Source organism: Aminobacter sp. P4_D5 (assembly GCF_056401815.1).
Genome location: NZ_JBFUIP010000095.1, coordinates 1 through 21,085, shown reverse-complemented (window position 1 = coordinate 21,085; position 21,085 = coordinate 1). Strand labels below are relative to the sequence as shown.

16 protein-coding genes and 1 pseudogene are annotated in these 21,085 nt (G+C 61.0%); 8 read left to right on the top strand and 9 right to left on the bottom strand.

What is annotated here, in order from left to right:
- Positions 1 to 413, bottom strand: a pseudogene (locus tag AC1DWF_RS19740) (amidohydrolase/deacetylase family metallohydrolase); the annotation flags it as partial.
- Positions 414 to 598: 185 nt separating this feature from the next.
- Between AC1DWF_RS19740 and AC1DWF_RS19735 the strand changes: the two are divergent.
- The 6 genes from AC1DWF_RS19735 (at position 599) to AC1DWF_RS19710 (ending at position 6,563) form a co-directional block, all read left to right on the top strand.
- Entirely contained in the window at positions 599 to 1,843 is a 1,245-nt protein-coding gene (locus AC1DWF_RS19735; RefSeq protein ID WP_476785256.1) for an ABC transporter substrate-binding protein, read from the top strand.
- A 148-nt stretch (positions 1,844 to 1,991) separates the two neighbouring features.
- Positions 1,992 to 2,876 carry a carbohydrate ABC transporter permease gene (locus AC1DWF_RS19730; protein WP_476789332.1) on the top strand — a complete coding sequence of 295 codons (885 nt, stop codon included), beginning with the start codon at positions 1,992 to 1,994 and terminating at the stop codon, positions 2,874 to 2,876.
- Entirely contained in the window at positions 2,869 to 3,696 is an 828-nt protein-coding gene (locus tag AC1DWF_RS19725) for a carbohydrate ABC transporter permease (protein ID WP_476789328.1), read from the top strand. Before AC1DWF_RS19730 ends, AC1DWF_RS19725 begins: the two co-directional genes overlap by 8 nt.
- A gap of 10 nt (positions 3,697 to 3,706) precedes the next feature.
- The gene (locus tag AC1DWF_RS19720) at positions 3,707 to 4,786 is read left to right on the top strand and encodes an ABC transporter ATP-binding protein (RefSeq protein WP_476785432.1); all 1,080 of its coding nucleotides are present in this window, start codon (positions 3,707 to 3,709) and stop codon (positions 4,784 to 4,786) included.
- Positions 4,780 to 5,469: a TetR family transcriptional regulator gene (locus AC1DWF_RS19715; RefSeq protein ID WP_476789327.1), complete on the top strand. Its 690-nt coding sequence runs from the start codon at positions 4,780 to 4,782 to the stop codon at positions 5,467 to 5,469. The genes AC1DWF_RS19720 and AC1DWF_RS19715 overlap by 7 nt, the downstream gene beginning before the upstream one ends.
- Positions 5,466 to 6,563, top strand: coding sequence for a D-TA family PLP-dependent enzyme (locus AC1DWF_RS19710; RefSeq protein ID WP_476785430.1), 1,098 nt, complete (start codon positions 5,466 to 5,468; stop codon positions 6,561 to 6,563). Before AC1DWF_RS19715 ends, AC1DWF_RS19710 begins: the two co-directional genes overlap by 4 nt.
- Positions 6,564 to 6,683: 120 nt before the next feature.
- Here the strand turns inward: AC1DWF_RS19710 and AC1DWF_RS19705 are convergent, their stop codons facing one another.
- The 3 genes from AC1DWF_RS19705 to AC1DWF_RS19695 all read right to left on the bottom strand — a co-directional run bounded on the left by AC1DWF_RS19705 (position 6,684) and on the right by AC1DWF_RS19695 (position 10,942).
- Positions 6,684 to 8,309, bottom strand: coding sequence for a GMC family oxidoreductase (locus AC1DWF_RS19705; protein WP_476789326.1), 1,626 nt, complete (start codon positions 8,307 to 8,309; stop codon positions 6,684 to 6,686).
- Positions 8,306 to 8,830: a hypothetical protein gene (locus AC1DWF_RS19700; RefSeq protein WP_476789325.1), complete on the bottom strand. Its 525-nt coding sequence runs from the start codon at positions 8,828 to 8,830 to the stop codon at positions 8,306 to 8,308. Before AC1DWF_RS19700 ends, AC1DWF_RS19705 begins: the two co-directional genes overlap by 4 nt.
- A 510-nt stretch (positions 8,831 to 9,340) precedes the next feature.
- Entirely contained in the window at positions 9,341 to 10,942 is a 1,602-nt protein-coding gene (locus AC1DWF_RS19695; protein ID WP_476789324.1) for a winged helix-turn-helix domain-containing protein, read from the bottom strand.
- Between the two features lie 427 nt (positions 10,943 to 11,369).
- Between AC1DWF_RS19695 and AC1DWF_RS19690 the strand changes: the two genes are divergently transcribed.
- Complete coding sequence (locus AC1DWF_RS19690) at positions 11,370 to 15,209, top strand: autotransporter domain-containing protein (RefSeq protein WP_476841958.1); 3,840 nt, start codon at positions 11,370 to 11,372, stop codon at positions 15,207 to 15,209.
- A 55-nt stretch (positions 15,210 to 15,264) separates the two neighbouring features.
- On the opposite strand, the gene AC1DWF_RS19685 is transcribed toward AC1DWF_RS19690, so the two are convergent.
- Genes AC1DWF_RS19685 through AC1DWF_RS19665 form a run of 5 tightly spaced genes read right to left on the bottom strand, consistent with a single transcriptional unit; the run spans position 15,265 to position 19,712 of the window.
- Positions 15,265 to 15,783 (bottom strand): FCD domain-containing protein, encoded by a 519-nt coding sequence (locus AC1DWF_RS19685; protein WP_476789331.1) that lies wholly within the window; start codon positions 15,781 to 15,783, stop codon positions 15,265 to 15,267.
- Positions 15,764 to 16,885 carry a DmpA family aminopeptidase gene (locus AC1DWF_RS19680; protein WP_476787092.1) on the bottom strand — a complete coding sequence of 374 codons (1,122 nt, stop codon included), beginning with the start codon at positions 16,883 to 16,885 and terminating at the stop codon, positions 15,764 to 15,766. Before AC1DWF_RS19680 ends, AC1DWF_RS19685 begins: the two co-directional genes overlap by 20 nt.
- Positions 16,886 to 16,887: 2 nt before the next feature.
- Positions 16,888 to 17,718 (bottom strand): ABC transporter permease, encoded by an 831-nt coding sequence (locus AC1DWF_RS19675; RefSeq protein WP_476804495.1) that lies wholly within the window; start codon positions 17,716 to 17,718, stop codon positions 16,888 to 16,890.
- Between the two features lie 10 nt (positions 17,719 to 17,728).
- Positions 17,729 to 18,628 carry an ABC transporter permease gene (locus AC1DWF_RS19670; protein WP_476786896.1) on the bottom strand — a complete coding sequence of 300 codons (900 nt, stop codon included), beginning with the start codon at positions 18,626 to 18,628 and terminating at the stop codon, positions 17,729 to 17,731.
- A gap of 1 nt (position 18,629) precedes the next feature.
- Positions 18,630 to 19,712, bottom strand: a complete 1,083-nt coding sequence (locus tag AC1DWF_RS19665) for an ABC transporter ATP-binding protein (RefSeq protein WP_476786897.1) — start codon at positions 19,710 to 19,712, stop codon at positions 18,630 to 18,632.
- A gap of 159 nt (positions 19,713 to 19,871) precedes the next feature.
- Here AC1DWF_RS19665 and AC1DWF_RS19660 point away from each other — a divergent pair, with 159 nt between their 5' ends.
- On the top strand, positions 19,872 to 20,942 hold the full coding sequence (locus tag AC1DWF_RS19660; protein ID WP_476789403.1) for a polyamine ABC transporter substrate-binding protein: 1,071 nt from the start codon (positions 19,872 to 19,874) through the stop codon (positions 20,940 to 20,942).
- Positions 20,943 to 21,085 lie beyond the last annotated feature (143 nt).

The following is a 21,085-nucleotide window of genomic DNA, read 5'->3' as shown; positions in this document are numbered from 1 at the left end:
CAGCATTCACCGACCATCACGCGCTTGGAGAAGCCGAAGATTCCAGGAAACGAGACGTTGAGGAAGGCAAATGCATGGAAGGGAAGGGGTTCGAAGATGAAGGTTTTCAGGCCTTCAAAGTTTCCTGCTCCGGCCGAACCAGCGTCAACAAACGTTCCGGTCGCGGATCGATGCGCAACCAGTTCGGGCCGCACTCCCAGCGAGGTTGCGCCCCAGTAGATATGCGTGTGGATGTCGGTCAGCGCCGGCAGGACGATTGCGCCTCGCGCATCGACGACAATATCGTCCGGGCGCGACAGGTCGGTGCCGATGGCGGCAATGCGACCGTCGGCGATGGCGACGTCGGCAATGGCGCCCGGTGTGTCGCCGAAGGCCAAGACGTGGCCGCCCTGTAGAATTGTCCGTCGTGACATTGGCGAGTTCGTCTCCGGTGGGGGCCTTTGCGGCACCTGTAGGTGGGCTCGGGCCGTTCAAATGGGTCAGCGATCTGTCAGCAAAAAAGCACATACTGACTGGTCAGTCAATATTGACAACGACACCATTTTCATTCCAGATGGCTGCGTCATTCGACATCTGCAGCACCATTTGGGAGGTACTTATGGGCAAGAAGTTTTTGGCCGCGTTGATTGTTGGTACGGCCACCGCAGCAGCGTTGCTGCACTCTGGCAGCGCTTGGGCCAAGGAAACAGTTCGGGTCAGAGTTGCGGAATACAGCACAAAGACGGGTCCGTTTTTCCAGGGGCTGGCGGAAAAGTTCAATGCAGCCAATCCTGACATCGAGGTTAAGATCGAGCATCTGCCCTGGCCGGAGATGCAGCAGCAGCTGGTGAGCGACATTTCAGCCGGTACGGCGCCTGATGTCTCGCATATGGCGACGCGCTGGATGGCGGGATTTGCCAAGGACGGGGCCCTTGCCCCGATCGAGGGGCTGATGTCGCCCGGCTTCGCCGATAGCTTTGTGCCGACCTATCTCGACCTTCAGAAGCAGGGCGACCATACGTGGGGACTGCCGATTGCGGCATCGGTACGGGGTCTGTTCTACAACAAGAAGCTTCTCGAACAGGCGGGGATCGCAAATCCGCCGGCAACCTGGGACGAGGCGTTCGAGGCGGCCAAGAAGATCGATGCGCTGGGCGATGGAGTCTATGGCATTGGCGTTCAGGGCCGGGATCTGGATACCGAAGGTTATTGGTTCTACAGCCTCTGGACCCATGGCGGCAGCATTCTGGGGCCGGACGGCAAGAGCGGGTTCGCCTCGCCTGAGGCGGTGACGGCGACCAACAACTATCTGCGCATGATCAAGGCGAATGTCACCCAGCCGGGCGTTACCGGTTCCAGCCGCGAGGACCTGCAGAATCTCTTCGCCGCCGGAAAGATGGGCATGGTCCTGTCGGGTCCCTGGTTCAATGCGCAGCTCGCCGAACAGGGCAAAGATGTCGAGTACGGCATTAGCCGAATTCCGGTTGCCACGACCGAGGCGACCTATGGCGTCACTGACACCATCGCGGTCCTTGAATCCTCGAAGGTGAAGCCTCAGGCGATGAAGTTTCTGGARTTCATCTTCAACAAGGAAAACAGGCTTGAGTTCGGCAAGCTCGAAGGTTTCGTACCGGTCCTGAAGGCGGAAGCGACCGAACCCTTCTTCACCGAGAACCCGAAGATGTCAGTGTTTCTGGAAATGGGATCGATAGCAAAGTTCGCGCCGCTGTTCCCGCGCTGGGAAGAGATGGCCGATGGCCTCAAGACCGAATTGTCCAGGATTTACGCGGGCGAGGTTTCAGCCGAGGAGGGCCTCAAGCAGGCCGCCGAGAAGATGGACGCGATTCTCGCCGAAGAAGAATAAGTCCTGAAATCGTCGCCTGCGAGCGATCCCATTCTACTCAGGTGGCGTGAAGACCACGCCACCACCCTTCCTCAAAGGTAAAGCGCGTATGCCGGGAATTGAGAAGACCGCTCCCAGACGGGCCGTAAGCGCCGGCCGGTCGAGCAAGATGGGGCTGCCGGGGCCGGCCTTCGCGCTGATGCTGATTGCACCTTGTCTGCTGCTTTCGGTCGCCGTGATCGGCTATCCGATATTCGACGTGATCCGCATGTCGCTCTTTGACGTGAGCCGCACTGGTGTTGTCCGCGAGTTTTCTGGCCTTGCCAACTTTGCCAAGGCGTTCGCCGACCCGGTTTTTCTGCAGGCTGCACGCCAGACAGTGATCTGGACTGTCTGCGTGGTAGGCGGAACCCTTCTGGTTTCGGTACCGATTGCCTTGATCCTCAACGAGGATTTCTACGGCCGGACAATCGCCCGAACGATCGTGCTGCTGCCGTGGGCTATCTCGCTTGCGATGACGGCGGTGGTCTGGCGCTATGTCGTAAATGGTGATTTCGGCACGCTCAACATGACGCTGGCCGCACTTGGCCTGCCATTCGAGAATTATCCGTGGTTGGCGGACGCCAGAATGGCGTTCCTCATCGAGATACTGATCGGAATTCTGGTGTCGGTGCCCTTTACGGTGACCATTCTTCTCGGTGGGCTGACGTCGATCCCGGAGTCCCTTTACGAGGCCTCCGCCATCGATGGAGCGGCGCCTACCAAGAGCTTCTACTATATCACTCTGCCGCTGCTGTGGCCGTTCATGCAGATCGCGCTCGTCCTCAACGTCATCTATGTTTTCAATTCTTTCCCGATCATCTGGATCATGACCAACGGCGGTCCCGCCAACCGGACCGACATTCTGATCACCTACGTCTACAAGCAGGCTTTCGCGTTCGGCAAACTTGGCAATGCAGCAGCTGGCTCCATGGTCATGTTCGCCATTCTTCTGGTGTTTGCCATCGTCTATCTGTTTCTGACCAAAGCACAGGGAGCGCGAAACGATGACTAAGGCGAAGAAAAGTCTTGTTTGCTGGGCACTCCTGTCGCCGTTCCTCCTGGTAGTTTTGTTTCCCTACGCGACGATGCTGTCGACGTCGTTGAAGCAGAAGGACGAAATATTCACCTTCCATCGCACGTGGTTGCCGCGAGAGCTCTATCTGGGCAACTTCGCGGAACTCATCTTCGAGAAAGGTTTTGGACGGGCATTGGCCAATTCGCTGGCGATCAGTATCGGGGCGACCGTTCTGTCGTTGGCCGTGGCCATACCTGCCGCCTATGCGCTCACCCGGATGAGAGTTCCCGGCAAAGGCGCGCTGACCAATTATCTTCTCATCACCCAGATGATCTCGCCGATCGTCCTGATTGTCGGCCTGTTTCGAATGTTTGCCTATTTCGGCCTGGTCAACAGCCTGCTGTCGGTCGTCATCGCCCACAGCGCCTTCTTCATGGCATTTGCCGTGTGGATGCTGCAGAGCTATTTCGCGACCATTCCGAAGGATCTCGAGGAGGCGGCGTGGATCGACGGCGCCGGCCGGTTCAGCGCCTTCGTCAGGGTATTCCTGCCGCTATGCCTTCCCGGGATCGTCGTCACGGCAATCTTCACCTTCGTCAATTCCTGGAACGAATACGCGATGTCGCTGACGCTGTTGCGTCAAGTCACCCAGCAGACCGCGCCGGTTCAGATCGCGTTCCTGACAGGCACTCTCTACCAAATTGAATGGCATCTCATCATGGCCGCGACGTTGCTTGCGTCGGTGCCTGTCGCAATCGTCTTTGCATCCATCCAGCGCTATCTCATTGGGGGAATGGCGCTTGGTGGGGTCAAGTAGGAGGAGCTGAATGGCTTCGATTAATCTCACCAATATTCGCAAGCAATATGGCGCGGTTACGATCATAGACGACGTCAGTATCGCAATCGAGGATCGCGAATTCGTCGTCCTGGTCGGTCCGTCGGGATGCGGCAAGTCTACGCTTTTGCGGATGATCGCCGGACTGGAATCCATCTCGGGAGGCACCATCGCCATTGACGGCGAGGTCGTTAACGACGTCGGACCGCAGAGACGTGATCTCGCGATGGTGTTTCAGACCTATGCGCTTTATCCGCATATGACGACCGCGCAGAACATCGGCTTTCCCCTGAAGCTGCGCGGCGCCAGCCAGGACGAAATTGGTCGTTCTGTTGCCGAAGTTGCCAGCACGCTGCATCTCGATGCGCTTCTCGACCGGCAGCCGCGTGCCCTTTCGGGAGGACAGCGCCAGCGCGTCGCGATGGGCAGGGCGATGGTGCGAGAGCCGCGGGCTTTCCTGTTCGACGAACCGCTGAGCAATCTCGACGCGAAACTCAGGCACCACATGCGCATCGAGCTCCGCCAATTGCACAAGTCGTTGGGCGCCACGTCAATCTATGTCACGCACGACCAGATCGAGGCGATGACCATGGCCGATCGCATTGTGGTGATGAACCGGGGCAAGGTCGAGCAGGTGGGGACGCCGCTCGAACTTTTCGACAAGCCGGCAAATGTTTTCGTCGCCGGGTTTCTTGGCTCTCCGACAATCAACCTGGGCAACGCAACGTTGGCGGCCGGAGACGGAGCAGCCACGCTCGAATTCCATGCCGGCTCAGGTCCGATCAACCTTGCCAATGTACCACCGTCGGCCCACAAGGAGGTTGTAGCAGGGGTGCGGCCACAACACCTGGAAGTTGTTTCTCCCGAGGGCGCCAAACTCACCGGTACGGTCGATCTCGTCGAGCATACCGGGTGCGAGACCAATGTTATTCTTTCGGTCGGTTCCGGAAAATGGACGGTCCAGTCCCGGACCCGCCAGCATCTCATACAAGGAGAGAACGTCGGGCTCGTCTTCGACCCGACCAACCTCCATCTCTTCGCAGCTGACACGAAGGAGCGTATCCGGTGGTAGAAAAGCGCAAGCGCGACTCTGAAAGCGAAGCAAAGCCGGCTGCCAAGAAGCGCGACCCCGAGCGTACCAGGCTCATGATCATCGAAGCAGCTCGCGAGGAATTTGCCGAGAACGGCTACGATGGTGCTCGCACGGATCGGATCGCCATCCGCACGGGCATGAGCAAGGGTGTTCTCTATCACTACTTCAGTTCGAAAGATGATCTGTTCGTAGCCGTCCTGGAAGATATCTACCGGGAGCTTCGCTCGCAGAACGAGGCCCTGGTTCTGGACGAGTTCGAGCCGGAAGCTGGCATCCGCGAACTCATCGCGCACACATACCAGTACTTCGTCGATCATCCGGAATTCATCGTTCTGGTGAACTCCGAAAACCTGATGAAGGCCCAGCACCTTGAGCGATCGGCGAGCATCCGCAGCATGTTCACGCCGCTATCGCGGCGCCTGAGCGAGTTGATCAGCCGCGGTCAGGAGCAGGGCATTTTCCGGTCGAATGTCGATGTCGTCGAACTTTATATCTCGATCGTCGGCCTGGGCTATTTCTTCCTAGCCAATCGCTGGACGCTCGGCGTGGTCTTCAATCGCGATCTGCACGGGAAGGGTGCGGAAGAGGTGCGTCTCCAGCATATGACCGAAATGGTTCTCGACTATCTGCGCAACGTCAAATCCTTGGACGGAAAAGAATGACCGCAAAGCCCCTGATGCTGCCCGATGCCGGTCCGCGGCGCTGGCGCGACGTCGTCGAAACGCCCGCGGTGCTGATCGATCTCGATATCGTCGAACGGAATATCAGTCGCTGTCAGGAGCAGTGTGACAAGCTCGGCGTTACACTCCGGCCCCACATAAAGACGCACAAATTGCCGCTACTGGCGCACGCACAACTGGCGGCGGGGGCTGTTGGCGTGACGGCGCAGAAGATCGGCGAAGCCGAGGTGATGGCCGATGCCGGAATCGATGACATCCTCATTTCCTACAACATTGTCGGCGATCGCAAGCTTGAGCGGCTCAGGCATCTCGCCGAGCGGTGCCACCTTTCGGTGGTTGCCGACAGCGCCGAAGTCGTTGGTGGCCTTGCGCGTACATTCGCGGACGGAAAAAGTGAACTCGGCGTCCTGGTGGAATGCGATACCGGCATGCAGCGGTGTGGCGTCCTGACCCCGGAGGATGCGCTCGAACTGGCCCGGCAGATCTCCAGCTCCCCAGGCTTGCGTTTCGCTGGCGTGATGACCTACCCGGCTCCGGGCCAGGGCAATGCAGCCGGGGAATGGCTGGAGCGTGTTGCTCGAATCATTCGTTCTGCGGGGATCGAAGCCGAAGTCGTGTCGAGCGGCGGAACCCCCGACCTATACGCAATGAAGCATCACGCCAGCCTGACCGAGTACAGGCCTGGCAGCTACATTTACAATGATCGCTCGCTTGTCTCTGCTGGTGCTTGCGGGCCGGAAGATTGCGCGCTGACGGTGCTGACGACCGTCGTCAGTTCGCCCGCGCGAGGCCGAGCGATCGTCGATGCCGGCACGAAGGTGCTGACGTCCGATCTCTTCGGCATGAGCGGCTATGGCATGGTACTGGACCGCCCCGACAGCTCAGTCACTTCTCTCAACGAAGAGCACGGACGGATCGAATATGGCGGCGAGCTGATGCCTTCGGTGGGGGAGTTCCTGCGCATCATCCCCAACCATGCTTGTGTCGTCAGCAACATGGTCGATTGCGTGCATCTCGTCAGGGGAGAGTATTACGTCCGGGCCGAGCCGGTGGCAGCGCGCGGTCGGATCACCTGAGTTCGCTGGACGGAACCGGTCTGCGTCCCGGCTGAGTGTGCCACTTTCGAGGGATGTGGCCAATGTTCTTGTAGTTGAGTCGGAGCGAGCGTCGCAGAGACCACTCGCTCCGCTCAGCAATCATGCCATTGCCGGAAGGCTGGTGGCCTTGGACAAGGCGGCAAAGTTGTCGCGTATGTAGGTCGCGGACCGTAGGGCCAGCGCGGATATCGTCGGCGTCGGATTCACGGTCCCGCCGGTCGCAAGGACGCTCCCGTCGATGATGAACAGGTTGGGCACCTCCCAACTCTGGTTCCAGCCGTTCACCACGGAGGTTTCCGGATCCTTGCCCATCCGGCATGTGCCCAGCATATGCCAGGCGGGCGTCCGGTATACCCCATTCGCATCGCGGTAGTCCTGCAGACGATACTCGACGGCATCGCATGCCTGCGCGAGATCCTTCAGCCGATCCAGCATGTAGTTCATCATGCGCTTGTCGTTTTCACCGGGCGCGTAATGCAGCTTAGCTCCGGGCATTCCGTCCGAATCCGTCCGAGTGTCCAACGTGACGCGATTTTCGGGATTGGGAAGATCATCGCCGATGGCAAAGACGCCGATAGAATGGCCGAAATGATTTTCGAACCATCGATGATGCCCTGATCCCCAGGGCGCATGGGCCGACGAAAGCCATCCGGTAGCCAACTCCCCGGCAGATGGAGTCGAAGTGATGCAGTTGAGGTTGAAGCCGTTCACGAAGCCGCGCGACAGGTCGGTTTCCGCGAATTCGCGACTGATCAGCGAGGCGGCATAGCCCATGTGTCCGTCGACCGGGCGGTCGACCCACATTTCGGACGCCACGAGCGTGTGGTGCAGCAGGTTGCGGCCGACCTGGTCGTTGCCGTTGGCCAAGTTGTCCGAGGCCAGCAGGAGGCGCGGCGTTCCAACGCCGTTGGCTGCCACGACAACAATCCGCGCCTTCTGGAACAAAACCTGGTTGGAGTCGCGATCTATGTAGTAGGCGCCGGTCGCGCGGCCATCCGCTCCCTTCTCGATCTTGAGGACGCGGGCATGGGTTCGCAGTTCACACCCCGCACGCAATGCCTTGGGCCAGATCGATGTCGCGTATTCGTTCATCGAACCGCGAGGGCAGCCATTGCATACGCCGCAATTGTTGCAGGCAGGGCGACCGTCATAGTCTTCCGTGATGACTGATGCCTCGACGGGCCACCAATGCCAATCAAGCTTGTCAAAACCGGCCGAAAGCCGCCGGGCGACGTCGGATACAGGCAGCGGTTGGGTTGGGCAGCGCTCGCGCGGTGGCATTGCAGGGTCACCTGTCAGCCCCGAGACGCCTACGACCTGATCCGCGAGTTCATAGAAGGGGGAGACGTCCTCGTAGGTGATGGGCCAGTCGGGCTGAAGGCCATGTTCGATGCCCTTCCTGAAGTCTGACGGACGGTAGCGGGGCCACAGCCCGCCATAAACGTTGGTCGACCCGCCAACGGCGTTCCACATGAGAATCTGCGATGAGTTGGACTCGACCGGAAAATCGTCTGCGTGGTCGCGCTTGTTGACGTCGGGGTTCCATCTGTTGCGTCTCTGCCAAGACCAGTCTGCATGTCCGTGCGGCCGATCGTCAGCCTTTACCCAGGATCCTTGCTCCAGGCAGACCACGTCGAGTCCAGCCTTCGCGAAGACGAGTGCGGCGAGCGACCCTGTCGCACCGGCGCCGACGATCAGGACGTCGCAGATACGCTGCCGGCTCATCGCTCCATCCCCCAACGTTCGGTAGTTGCTGAACCAAGGTCGATCGACGACAGGTTCAGGGGCACGACGTCTTCGGTTCGCAGATAGCGTCCACGGCCGTGGGTCGGCGTATCGCGTTCAAGGTCAAAGGCCGGCATGGGGTATCCGTCTGCATGGGGGAATGTGGAGTATGGTCGCCCCCCGGCTCTGATCGCCTCCACTACGCCCGGCATCTCGTAGTAGGCGAGTATCGCTGCGGTGTAGATTTTCTCGAATAGAACAGGGTTTGCCTCTTCAAACTGTCGAACAGCCGAGATGCGGCGTTCCGAAGCGGCGTTCAGTAGGCTGTCTGAATCAGAATCGAGCGCTGCAGCCAATTGTTCGATGGCGCGGGAGGGTTGATCGCCAAACAAGCGCAACAATACCACACCGTGGACGCCGACGTCGGAGGCTGAGGGCCAGCGACCGTCGCCTGGAATAAGCTCATCTACCAGGTGCCTAAGTATGGTCTCGTTCGCAATGGGCAAGTTATTTGGCTGCATTCTGAAACCTTTGCTTGCTGTGGCCGTGCAATCGTTGGGGGGCGTGGTTTGTGCCAAGAAGGAAAGCGCGCAAATTGAAGGGTCGATAGGTCAACGTGAATGGAAGGAACGCCGACCCGATGGCCCGTGTGGTTTCCACACTACGCATACTGACTGGTCAGTCAATAACTTTGTGGATGTCTTGCCTAGGTGGTACCGGCATGTGAGTTCTCGCCGAAGAGGAACGCACTGCTTCGGTGCAAAGGGCACTTGCCGAAACGGTCGAGAGCCCCGTTGGTCATCCGACCATTGTTGTATGTCGGCTTATCTAATTCTCGCCCCGAAACCGGACAGGCAGCTTTCGGCCCCAGGAATGCCAGTCAGCAATGCGCCCTCAATGTCGGTCGTAGAGAGCGGCTTTGCCATTTCCCAGTTGCAGACATCGCCGAGCGCGAAGTTGACGCTCGAGGTTAGACCTGCGACGTATCTCGCCTATTCAACCGAGTGGACCCAGATTACATTTAGGTCATCTCAATCGAATGCTGCTTGTGCATTGCCTTGTTTGACAGCCAGATCCGGGAAGCGTCTTTTCAGTTCTGGCGGGATTACACGCTCGCCATGCATGTTGACGAGATGAATAGACAGTCCCAGCAACACGTTCTTCTGGTGGTGCCGGCGCTCAAACTGGCGTGCAGAGACCCTATACAGATACATGAGCATGCGTTGCCCCTGGGCCATCGTCACAGCAGCCAGAACCGGCTTGAGCACCGCGGGGACAAGGCGGGCCTTAGGTGACAGGAAGAACAGGCCGACCCTGAGCCGGCTGGCCGGGTCAAGCGTATGAAGCTCGGCAGTCAGTTGGGCGACATCGCCGCGACGATCCGCGGCAAGCAAGGCAGTTCCCTTGATGACCAGAAGATAGATATGGAACTGCGATCCGGCCTCGCTGAGCTCGATGGCCCGGTCGTAGAGCTCGATCGCGCGTTCGATATCGCCCTGACTGGCGTGGATTTGCCCCTTCATGGCAAAGGCAGCAGCAAAGGCAGTGCTTGCGAGGAAGGCTTCGTCGGTGAGCCGGCAGGCCAGTTGCAGATGGCCTCGGTCGAGGAAGCGCAGAACTTTTGCGATTCCCATGAGGAGCATGGGCTTGCCCTCGGCTTTCGGCAGCGCCCCCAGCGCCAGCCGTTCAATCTCATCTTCGATGGACAGCCATTCGGCATCCGTGAGGGGCGGGGTACGCGGCATGAGCGGCGCCAGGATCAACTGCGCATAGCGATTGAGCGCGCACAGAACGGCAATGGTGGGATCATCGGGATTGGCTGCGTGAGCCGCTTCGAGCCTGGGCGCATTCTGGTGCCAGCTTTCGGAACCAGGCGAGACCAGTCGGGCCGCGTCGTGCAAGCGCAAATGCAATGGCCGATCGGTCGGCTCCGGGGGCTCGCCGTCGGGCAAGGCCGCATGGGTCCAGATCGACTGGACCAGAGATTGAGAGAAGGCTTCCAGATCCGCACTATGTGACGGACCTGACAAGGTGATCCGAAAGGGCGCAATCAACATATTGGTTCGGCCATCCCTGAGAACCAGCGCCATATGAACGTGCCCGCCGTCGGTCAGCAGGCTCACTTCCAGACTATGGGCAACGGTTCCTGCCGCGTCTTGCTCGAACCGCCACTGCGGCATGCATAGGACCTTACGCTGTTCCCCAAGCGCAGATCCAAGATGCTTCGCGAGGCTCTCGACGATCAACCGGAGTTGGCCCGTGTCCTGTGCGAGACCATAAGCAGGACCGATAAGCAGGAAGGCCGAGACGACTTCGGCCGCGACCGCATCGGCGACCCACAGATAGCCCTCGCCATACTGGGTCGCGATGAAACGAGGAGCGCGGGCATTGTCTCCCAGCCGCTTGCGCAGGCGGTTGATCAGATAGTCAACATTGCGTTCGCCGAGCGCTCCAGCGAGGTCACCCAGGCCTTCCAGCAATTGCGGTCGGGTAACCAGTTTGTGTGGCTGGCGGCTCAATTGCAGGATCAGGGCCCGCTCCTGCCGGGTCAGCCGCAGGACCGTTCCGTCATCTCTCGTTGCGGAGAGCATGTCGGGTTGGAACATCAGGTCGGCATAGCGCACGGATTGCATGGCTCTCCCGGTGGATTGGCGGGGGCAGAACCTAGCGTGGGCGCTGGTTCCTCRGGTTCTGCGACAATAGGCAGGTCAGTTCACGTCTAAAGTATATCCAGCAATAGTCWTCATGCATGACACAGAAAAAAACACGTCCTGGCATTTGTAAGGAAAAAATTCGCAGAAAACGACATCAAAAGATCTCGGCCAAATATTGGTGCGAGAATGTTCTGTTATGGCTGCCTCGGACGGCAATCAAAAACGACATGCGACCGTGCTCCCAGGTTGGGCAAGGGACATGGTGCAGGCGCCTGCGCAGACTGCATGCGGCGGGCAGGCAAAACTTGGGGATCGGGGCATGGTGAATGGCGGGCGTAGCGCGGATGCAGCGAAAGCAGGGAACGGCGTCAAGCCGGGCGGGCGGTTGGCATTGGCGGAGAGGCAAGTGACGGCATCTGGCCCTAGCCGGCGATCGCTGCATATTCCGGAGACGCTTCTGCTCGGTCTGATGCTTGGGAGCGGGACGGCGCTGAGTCCTGATGTGGCCTCGGCTCAGCAGATCACCCAGGGTGGTGGTAGTGGTGGCGGTAAAGTTGACTCTCGGTATAGCGGTGCTGGTGGCGCCGGCGGCCTTGCCGGTGGTGGCGGTGGGGGCGCTTTCGGCTCCGTCGTCGACAACGAAGGTGGCGATGGCGGCACAGCGGCGCAAGTGCCGGATGGAACGGCACAGGATGGCAGCTCCGGTACGAGCAACAGCCACGGCAATGGTGGCGCTGGCGGTCAGGCACCTTCACCCAACAATGTCAGCAGCGGCGGCGGCGGCGGCGGCGCTGGCGGGGGCCATATTAGTTTTCCCGGCGATGGCGGTGACGGCGGCGGTGGTGGCGCTGGCAATATCAATGCGTTGCCGACGGTCGATCTCGGCGCCGCTGACGCGGGCGCCACAGGTGCTGTTGGCGTCGCCGGTGCCTACTTTGGCGGCGGCGGCGGCGGCGGCGGCGGCGGCCTGGTGCTGACGACCCCGGACGCTGCCGTGACGACCCATGGCTATAATGTGGCCGGCGGCGCAGGTGGTGACCATGCGACCGGAAGTGGCGGGGGCGGCGGCGGAGCGGCGATGGTGTTGCTGGGCGGTGGGCGGGTCACCATCAATGCAGGAGCCGGTGGCACCTCTGCGGTGACCGGCGGGGCTGGCGGCGATGGCTACTATGGGGGCCACGGCGGGGCCGGGCTGTTCCTCTACGGGGGCGGAGCGCTCGAGCATCGGGCGGGCACCATCGTCGGCGGTGCTGGTGGCGGCCGCAGTAATGGTGACGGCGGCCTAGGCGGCGCCGGTGTGCTGAGCAATGAGGGCATGATCGAGAACAACGCCGTCATCACCGGCGGCAATGGCGGCGCCAACGTCACTGGCGGCAATGCAGGTGCCGGAATCGAGGCGTGGGGCGGTGACATTGCCAATGCCAGCACCGCGACCATCACCGGCGGCGGCGGCGGTAGCGCAACGTCGAACAATCCCGTCTACAATGCCGGCGCTGGTGGCGTTGGCATCCTTTTCCGTGACGGAAAGGCGGCGGCGCTCCACAATGAGGGGCAGATTGCCGGCGGCGGCGGCGGCGCTGTCAACGTCGGCTCGAATGTCGGCAGCGGGGGCGTCGGCGTCATCGGGGCCACGACCGGCGCCATCAGCATCGTCAATTCCGGCACGATCGCCGGCGGCCTTTCCGGTGATGGCGCGGTGCGCGCGAACGCCATTTCGCTCGCGGGCAGCAACAACCGGCTGGAACTTTGGAGCAGTTCGACCATCACGGGCGATGTGGTGGTGTCGGGCGGAGGCGCAAACAACGTGCTGGCTCTTGGCGGTGCGACCAACGGGACATTCAACGCCAGCCAGATCGGCGCCGGGCAGCAATATCGGGGCTTCACCGGTTTCGACAAGACCGGCTCGAGCACCTGGACGCTGACGGGCACCACCGCAGCGGTGACACCGTGGACGGTTCGGCAAGGTACCTTGGCCATTGCCCAAGATGACGCGCTGGGCGCATCTTCCGCCGCGCTCACACTCGATGGCGGCACGCTGCAAACCACCACCACGCTGATATCGGCCCGCAGCATCGTGCTGGGCAGCCAGGGGGGCGCGCTCAGTTCCAGCGCAGGCACCACCGCCACCTTTAGCGGCGTGATCTCCGGTAGCGGCGATCTGGTGAAGACGGGTGGCGGCACACTGGTGCTGATGGGCGCCAACAGCTACATCGGCAACACCGCTGTAGCGGCCGGTACGCTGATCGGCAATGTGGCCTCGATCAAGGGCGATCTGGGCAATGCTGGAACGGTCGTATTCGACCAGACAGCCAATGCCAGCTTCCTGGGCGATGTAGGGGGCCAGGGCGGCACCAACGGTGTCATGACCAAGCGCGGTACGGGTATTTTGACACTTGCTGGCACATCGTCACTCAACTGGACGATCGAGGCCGGCGGGTTGGTTTCGGCAACGGATCGCTTCGTTGGCAATGCGGCTATCGGCAGCGGCGCATCCTTCACCTTTGACCAGGCCGGCAGCGGAACCTATGCCGGTATCCTCTCCGGATCGGGCGCCTTCGCCAAGGCTGGGTCGGGTGTTGTGGTGCTGACGGGCGACAGTTCAGCCTTTGGCGGCTCAACCGCCGTCACGGGTGGGCGACTGATCGTTGGCCAGAACGGGACTGGTACGCTTGGTGGTTCACTCACCATCCAGTCGGGCGGCCTGCTCGGTGGCACCGGCAATCTTGGTTCGACCGGCTCGATCGTCACCATTGCGGCGGGCGCGGTGCATGCGCCGGGCAACTCCATAGGAGTCCAGCATGTGCTTGGTGATTACGTCAACCATGGCACGCTGCGCATCGAGGCGACCTCCAGCGAGGCCGACAAGATTGTCGTTGCCGGATCTGTCGACATCGCCGGTGCAAGCCTCGACCTAGTGCTGTCCCCGACGACTGCGGCAAGCTGGAATGTTTTCAACGGTCCCTTCACTATCCTCGAAAAGCACAGCGCCGGCGCCGTAGCTGGAACATTTGTCGATCCGGTGACCAAAAACCTGCTCTTCCTTGATGCCCTGCTCGACTATGCCGGTGGCGACGGCAACGACGTGACGCTGGAACTGCAGCGCAACAATCTGGCCTTTGCCAGCGTCGGGCAGACCCGCAACCAGAGCGCCACTGGCGGTGCCATCGATACGTTCGAGAGCAGCCATGCCGTCTGGGGCTCGATCGCGCTGACCGTCGATCCGGACATCGTGCGCAAGAGTTTCGATGCACTGTCGGGCGAGATCCACGCCTCGGCCAAGTCCGCGCTCATCGAGGACAGCCGCTTCGTGCGCAACGCCATCGACGACCGTCTGCGTGCCGCCTTCGCCGCGCCGGGCGCCTCACATGCGCCGGTGCTTGCTTATGGACCGGGCGACACACCCGTGGCGGTCGCCCCCGATGAAGCCGGCCCCGTGTTCTGGAGCTACGGCTTCGGTTCATGGGACACGATCGAAGGCGACGGCAATGCCGCCAGCCTCAAGGGGTCCACCGGCGGCCTGCTGATCGGCACCGATGGCCTGGTTGGCGACTGGCGCCTCGGCGTCATGGCGGGCTACAGCCATTCCCGTTTCGATGTGGAGGACCGCTTCTCGTCCGGATCGAGCGACAACTACCATCTCGGTCTCTATGGCGGCACGCAATGGGGCAATTTGGCCTTCAGGAGCGGCCTTGCCTATACGTGGAACGATCTCTCCACCCGCCGTTCTGTCGCCATCCCAGGCATCGCCGAGAGCCTCGGTGTCRATTACCATGCCGGTACCTTCCAGGCGTTCGGCGAGTTCGGTTATGGCATAGAGGACGGAGCGGTCCGGTTCGAGCCCTTCGCCAATCTCGCCCATGTCAGCCTGCATACCGATGGCTTTACCGAAAATGGCGGTGCGGCGGCGCTGTCCGGCCGCAGCGACACGACCGACGCCACCTTCACCACGCTGGGCCTGCGTGCCGAGCACAATCTTGGCCTCGGCACGGTTGAAGCCACGCTGCGCGGCATGCTCGGCTGGCGGCATGCCTTCGGCGACACCACGCCGACGGCAACGCAGGCGTTCTTGGCCGGTGACGCCTTCACCATCGCCGGCGTGCCGATCGCCAGAAACAGTGCGGTGATCGAGGCCGGACTCGACCTCGAGCTGACGCCCGACGCGACCTTCGGCCTGTCCTATATCGGCCAGTTCGCCTCCGGCGCACAGGAAAACGGTTTCACGGCAAACCTCGCGGTGAGGTTCTGAGCATGGGAATGGAGCCTGCCTACTCAACGAATTGAGGAAGGTGTCGGGTGGCCGTCTAGGGCTGTGCCGCTTTGGGAGTTTTGCCGAATGTCTGCTTCAGCCAAATGCGTTGCGAAAGCGGGCCGGCAGGGTTCGGCACCATTTCAGCTAGCACACCCCCAAGGGTTTCGCGATAATGGGCGATGGCCTCGGCCACGGCCTTGGGCGGGAGGAAGGCTTGATCTGCGAGGCTGGGCGATGTTTCCAGATGGCGCATCATCAGCTTGGTGGCCGTCTTCTCGTCGGCGGCAGCCAGGGCGTCGACCAGATCGAGATATTCGTTGATGCCGCATTCGGCGGAATGCGGCCGCGAATACATGGCCAGCGTCAGCCCGCAGCGACAGACGATCTCGCGCAAAAACTTGAGCAGGATAGGGCTATCGGCCATCTCGCCGAGCAGGACGTGAAAATCGGTGGCCAGACGAATTGAGCGCCACTCGACATGGGTCTTGGCGGCTTTCTTGAGCGTGGTAGCCGCACAAGATGAGACAACTCTGTTAGTGATACCGGATGGACTATACCCCGAGCAGCCCATGATCTCGGAGCACACTCAAGAGCGCATCGTGCGGCAGGGCATCGATGCGGAAGCGGTCATGTGGCGTGCCGCCTGAGTCCTCAGCGGCAATCATGGCGTTCACCACGGCTTCTTCGACGCTGTCAACCGCAGCCACGTAGGCGGCGTCCAGATGCTGGTCGTTAAGTATCTCCAGGGAAAGTATTTCGGGCGCGCGGTGCGCCATCGGCTGGGGGTTGGCGGTGGAGAAGGCGAGGAATATGTCGCCGGAATTGTTACCGCCCGGTGTGCCGTTGCGACCGATGCCGATGGCAGCGCGGCGGGCGAGACGCTTCAGCTGATGCGGGGCGAGCGGCAGATCGGTGGCGATGATGACGATGATGGAGCCGCGTTCCTTCAGCTGGCTTTGCGGTGTATTGTCCTGCAAGTGCTTTCCGACTGGCACGCCGCAGACCGTCAACCAGTCGCGCTGGCCGTGATTGGCCTGCACGAGCGTGCCAATCGTGTAATCCTTGCCGGCATAGGTAAGACTGCGCGACGAGGTTCCTGTGCCACCCTTGAAGCCGTAGGTAATCATGCCGGTGCCGCCGCCGCAGTTGCCTTCCGATACGGGGCCTCGGGAAAGGTTTTCCAGTGCGGCGCGGGCATCGGCTTCGGTAACCGGCATGCCGTTGATGTCGCTGAGCACCCCGTCATAAGTTTCGGCGATGACGGGCATCAGCCAGAGGAAATCGCCAGTATCGTAGGTCGAGGCGTAGCGCTCCAGCATCCAGCGGATCGTTGCATGATGGGTGATGCCGACGCCGTGGGTGTTGGTGATCATGACCGGACCGAGGAAGGTGCCGCCGTCCTCGATCCAATGTGTGCCGGTCATTTCGCCATTGCCGTTAAAACGGTGCACGCCGGCATAAACTGGCACGGGCGTTTCGCAGTCGCTATGCGGCAGGATGGCGGTGACGCCGGTGCGGACCGGCAGCTTCCTGCCGGGGCGCGGGGTTTCTTCCTGGATTGTCTGGAAGCCCACGGCGATGCCTTCGACATCGGTGATGGCGTTGAGGGGGCCGGTGCGGCCGGTGAAGGGGAGGCCGAGATCGCGGGCACGGGGCTTTGTTTTTTTGTTCATGGTCACTTCTGCCGGGAGCGAAGATAGAGGCCGAGGGAGGCAATGATGAAGGAGAAGGTCAGCATCATCACGGCGATGGCGTTGATCTCCGGTTTGATGCCGCGCCGAAGCATGGCGAAGATGAACATCGGCAGGGTCGTGACATCGACCCCAGCAATGAAATAGGTGATCACGAGGTCGTCCATCGAAATGATGAAGGCGAGCAGCGCGCCGCCGAGCAGGCCCGGCAGGAGCTGCGGGAAGACCACCCTGCGAAAGGTCGTCCATTCGTTCGCTCCGAGATCGGCTGAGGCTTGCTCCAGCGTGCGGTCCATTCCGGCGAGCCGGGCGGTGACGACTATGAAGACATAGGAAGTCAGGAAGGTGCACTGGCCGATGATGATCGTGCCGATGCCGAGATTGATGCCGGCATTGACGAAGAAGATCAGCAGCGCGATGCCGAGCACGATATCCGGCATCAGCATCGGCATGAACATGACGACGCGGTAGAAGCGCCGGCCGACGAAGTCGAAGCGGTAGAGCGCGATTGCCATGGCGGTGCCGAGCACGGTGGCGATGGCGGTGGTGGAAGCGGCGATCTGCAGGCTGTTCCATACAGCCTGCACGAGCTGGTCGGTGGATTCCAGATAGAGCGCGTTTTCCGAAATCTTCGTCTTGAAGCCGAGGACCTGGACATACCAGTCGGTGGTGAAGCCGGTCCAGGTCATCATGTTGACCGGGTTCGCGTTGAACGAATACACCGCGATCAGCGCCAGCGGGATATAGATGAAGGCGAAGAACAGGGCGGTATAGGCAAGGAGGCTGCCGCGGCCGAGGATGGCGAAAATCTTCATGGGCATCCTCCTAGCGCCCGGTCGCGTTTAGGCCGTGGCGGCCGGAAACGACCACGGAGACGAAGAGCAGCACCAGCATCACGCTCATCACCATCATCGCGAGCGCCGAGCCGAAGGGCCAGTTGCGCGCGGCAAGGAATTGCTGCTCGATGAGATTGCCGAGCATCATCACCTTCGCGCCGCCGAGAATGGTCGGGACGATGAAGTTGCCGAGCGCGGGAATGAAGACGATGACCGCCCCACCGGCAATGCCGGGCGCCGTTAGCGGCAGGATGATGCGCCAGAAGGTGCGGATCGGCCCCGCGCCGAGATCGAGTGAGGCGCGTACCAAGGTCCAGTCGAGTTTTTCGACGCTCGCATAGACCGGCATGAACATGAAGGGAATAAAGACATAGACCATGCCAAGGATGATCGCGCCTTCCGTATAGATGAGATCGAGCGGCTGGGCTATGAGGCCGGTCTTCAGGAGCACGTCGTTGGCAAGGCCGGTCTGGCGCAGGATGAGCACCCAGACGAAGAGCCGCACGATGAGGCTGGCGAAGAAGGGGAGCGTGATGAGGAAGAGGCAGAAATTCTTCCAGCGCTCGGAAAGGCGGCTGATGCAGAAGGCGGCCGGATAGCAGACGAGGAGCGTTGCGATCACGGTCAGCGCGGCGATCCGGATCGAGCGCAGGAAGATTGCTATGTAGACCGGGTCGAAATCCTCGAACATCGGATCGGCAAAGCCGAGAATGCGGCCGTAATTATGCGGATACCAGCTCCATTCCACGCCGCCATAGAGGCCGGGCGCGAGGAAGCTCGTCACGATCATGATGGAGAGCGGGCCGAGGAAGAAGACTGCCAGGAACAGCGAGACAGGTCCGAGCAGGACGGCAAGCTGGGCGCGGCGGCGAAAGGCGATCGACGACATGTCAGGCGGCCTCCGCCGGAATGAGATGCACGGCCGCCGGATCGTAGGCGAGGCGGGCATGGCGCGTCTGCTCGACCTCGCCGACGAGTTTGCGACGCGCCGCCGGGATTTCCGCGATGACGCGTCGGCCCGTCGCCGTGCGGCCGAAGAGTTCGAAGGTCGAGCCGACGAAGACGATCTGCTCGAGATCGATATCGAGGCCCGGCGCGTCGTTGCCGGCCTCCGCGAGGAAGAACTGTTCCGGGCGGATGAGCGCTGTCACCGCGCCGGTGGCGCCGGGCCGGCCGTGCGAAATGGCGATGCCATCCGGCGTCACCAGCTGGCCGCCGCCGGCTTCGCCCGCGAAAAGGTTGCTGGCGCCGACGAAGGTGGCGACGAAGCCATTCTTCGGCTGGTCGTAAATGGCGCGCGGCGTATCGAGTTGCTGGATACGCCCGCCCGAGAGCACGGCGACGCGATCCGACATGGTCAGCGCTTCCTGCTGGTCATGCGTGACGAAGATAAAGGAGATGCCGAGCTCGTTCTGCAGCGTCTTCAATTCGATCTGCATGGCCTGACGCAGGTTCTTGTCGAGGGCCGACAGCGGCTCGTCGAGCAGGAGAAGTTTCGGGCGGGCGATGATAGCGCGGGCAAGCGCCACGCGCTGCTGCTGGCCGCCGGAAAGCTGGCGCGGCTTGCGGTTTTCGAGCCCCTCTAGGCCGACCATGGCAAGCGCTTCGGCTACACGCTTTGCTCGTTCGGGCCTAGCGACGCCAGCGACTTCCAGGGCATATCCGGTGTTTCCCCCCACGGTCATATGCGGGAAGAGCGCGTAGTTCTGGAACACAGTGTTGACTGGACGGCGATAGGGCGGCCGGTCGGTCATGTTATCGCCATCGATCAGGATGCGGCCGGAATCGAGTTCCACAAGGCCGCTGATCGCCTGCAGAAGAGTGGTTTTTCCACACCCCGATGGCCCCAGCAGCGTCAGGAATTCGTTACGCCGGACATCGAGATCGATGCCGTCGAGCGCGACGATGGTCTGGCCTTCAGGCGTAGCGAAGGCCTTCGCCGCCTCCTCAAGGCGGACTATGGATTCTCGCATCGTCGCCCCCAAAAATGTTACTAAAATAACGCTTGTGCGATTTCGATATGTGGATACCATTTGTTCATCCAAGTCAACGGTCGAAAGAAGCCGGGACGGGAAAGATGGCGCAAAAAAGCGCCTGGCCACGAGGGGCCGAACCATCAGAGGAGACTGCCGATGCTCAAATCACATGACGCCGGTCTATCCGGTTTTCGCGCCTGGACGCGCCGAACCGCCTTTTTGCTCGCCACGCTTCTGGGGGCGACAGGCATGGCGGGTGCTGCCGAACTCAACATCTACAATTGGGGCGAATACATCAATCCGGAGGTCCTGAAGAAGTTCGAGGAGGAAACCCAGATCAAGGTCAAGCTCTCGACCTATTCCTCCAACGAGGAAATGTTGGCCAAGATCCAGGGCGGCGCGTCAGGTTACGACGTTATCTTTCCGTCCGTGCACATGCAGGACATCATGGCCAAGCTAGATCTTCTGGAGAAGACTGACATCAACAAGTACGAGGGATTCAAGAATATCGATCCCTTGTTCCTGCGGGCCAAGAGCGACCCGAACGGCGAGTATTGTCTGCCCTATGCCTGGGGCTCGGTTGGCATTTTCTATAACCGCAAGATCCTCGGCAAGGACGTCACCGGCTGGAAGGATCTGATCGAGACGGTGAAGGCCAAGGGACTGAAATTCACCCTGCTCGACGACATGCGCGAGGTGATGGCCGTCGGCCTGATCCTCAACGGTCACAAGATCAACTCGACTGACCCGGCCGAGCTCCAACAGGCGGCCGACACGATCATCGCCATGAAGCCCGACGTTGCGGCTTTCACCTACGACGCGCGGCCCATGGTGCAATCCGGCGAGATCGCTGCCAGCCAATACTTTGTCGGTGCCATGATCGACGTTTTCGGAAACGAAAAGGACCTCGGCTACGTGATACCAGAGGAGGGCGCGACCATGTACCAGGAGGATGTCTGTGTTTTGAAGAGCGCGCCGAACAAGGAAAACGCCATCAAGTTCCTCCAGTTCTACACACGTCCGGAAGTCGTAGCCCTCAACGTCTCGCAGCAGACCAACGGCACGGCCAATATGCCCGCGCGGCAATTGACGGTTGAAAAGATCAAGAATAGCAAGGAAATCAACCCGCCGGCCGAGACAATGAATCGTCTCCAGATATTCGAGGATCTGGGTCCGGCCCTGCGTCAGGTGGACCGGGTATGGACGCGAGTTAAGACGGCCCAGTGAATGCGGTTGATCCCCGCCCGTCTTGGGACGGGCGGGTTTTCGAAGAGAGGGGCGACGTGTCGAAACGCATTCTTAAGCTCGTTCAGTCCGATGACCTCAGGCGGTCAAAGTCCGATAAGCTGATCTCCAACTATATTCAGCGC

Excerpts from the sequence above, each read along its gene's own strand:
- AC1DWF_RS19700 (WP_476789325.1), bottom strand. The coding sequence starts at position 8,830 with ATGCAGCCAAATAACTTGCCCATTGCGAACGAGACCATACTTAGGCAC.
- AC1DWF_RS19705 (WP_476789326.1), bottom strand. The coding sequence starts at position 8,309 with ATGAGCCGGCAGCGTATCTGCGACGTCCTGATCGTCGGCGCCGGTGCG.
- AC1DWF_RS19710 (WP_476785430.1), top strand. The coding sequence starts at position 5,466 with ATGACCGCAAAGCCCCTGATGCTGCCCGATGCCGGTCCGCGGCGCTGG.
- AC1DWF_RS19665 (WP_476786897.1), bottom strand. The coding sequence starts at position 19,712 with ATGCGAGAATCCATAGTCCGCCTTGAGGAGGCGGCGAAGGCCTTCGCT.
- AC1DWF_RS19725 (WP_476789328.1), top strand. The coding sequence starts at position 2,869 with ATGACTAAGGCGAAGAAAAGTCTTGTTTGCTGGGCACTCCTGTCGCCG.
- AC1DWF_RS19685 (WP_476789331.1), bottom strand. The coding sequence starts at position 15,783 with ATGGGCTGCTCGGGGTATAGTCCATCCGGTATCACTAACAGAGTTGTC.
- AC1DWF_RS19660 (WP_476789403.1), top strand. The coding sequence starts at position 19,872 with ATGCTCAAATCACATGACGCCGGTCTATCCGGTTTTCGCGCCTGGACG.
- AC1DWF_RS19675 (WP_476804495.1), bottom strand. The coding sequence starts at position 17,718 with ATGAAGATTTTCGCCATCCTCGGCCGCGGCAGCCTCCTTGCCTATACC.
- AC1DWF_RS19680 (WP_476787092.1), bottom strand. The coding sequence starts at position 16,885 with ATGAACAAAAAAACAAAGCCCCGTGCCCGCGATCTCGGCCTCCCCTTC.
- AC1DWF_RS19670 (WP_476786896.1), bottom strand. The coding sequence starts at position 18,628 with ATGTCGTCGATCGCCTTTCGCCGCCGCGCCCAGCTTGCCGTCCTGCTC.
- AC1DWF_RS19720 (WP_476785432.1), top strand. The coding sequence starts at position 3,707 with ATGGCTTCGATTAATCTCACCAATATTCGCAAGCAATATGGCGCGGTT.
- AC1DWF_RS19730 (WP_476789332.1), top strand. The coding sequence starts at position 1,992 with ATGGGGCTGCCGGGGCCGGCCTTCGCGCTGATGCTGATTGCACCTTGT.
- AC1DWF_RS19695 (WP_476789324.1), bottom strand. The coding sequence starts at position 10,942 with ATGCAATCCGTGCGCTATGCCGACCTGATGTTCCAACCCGACATGCTC.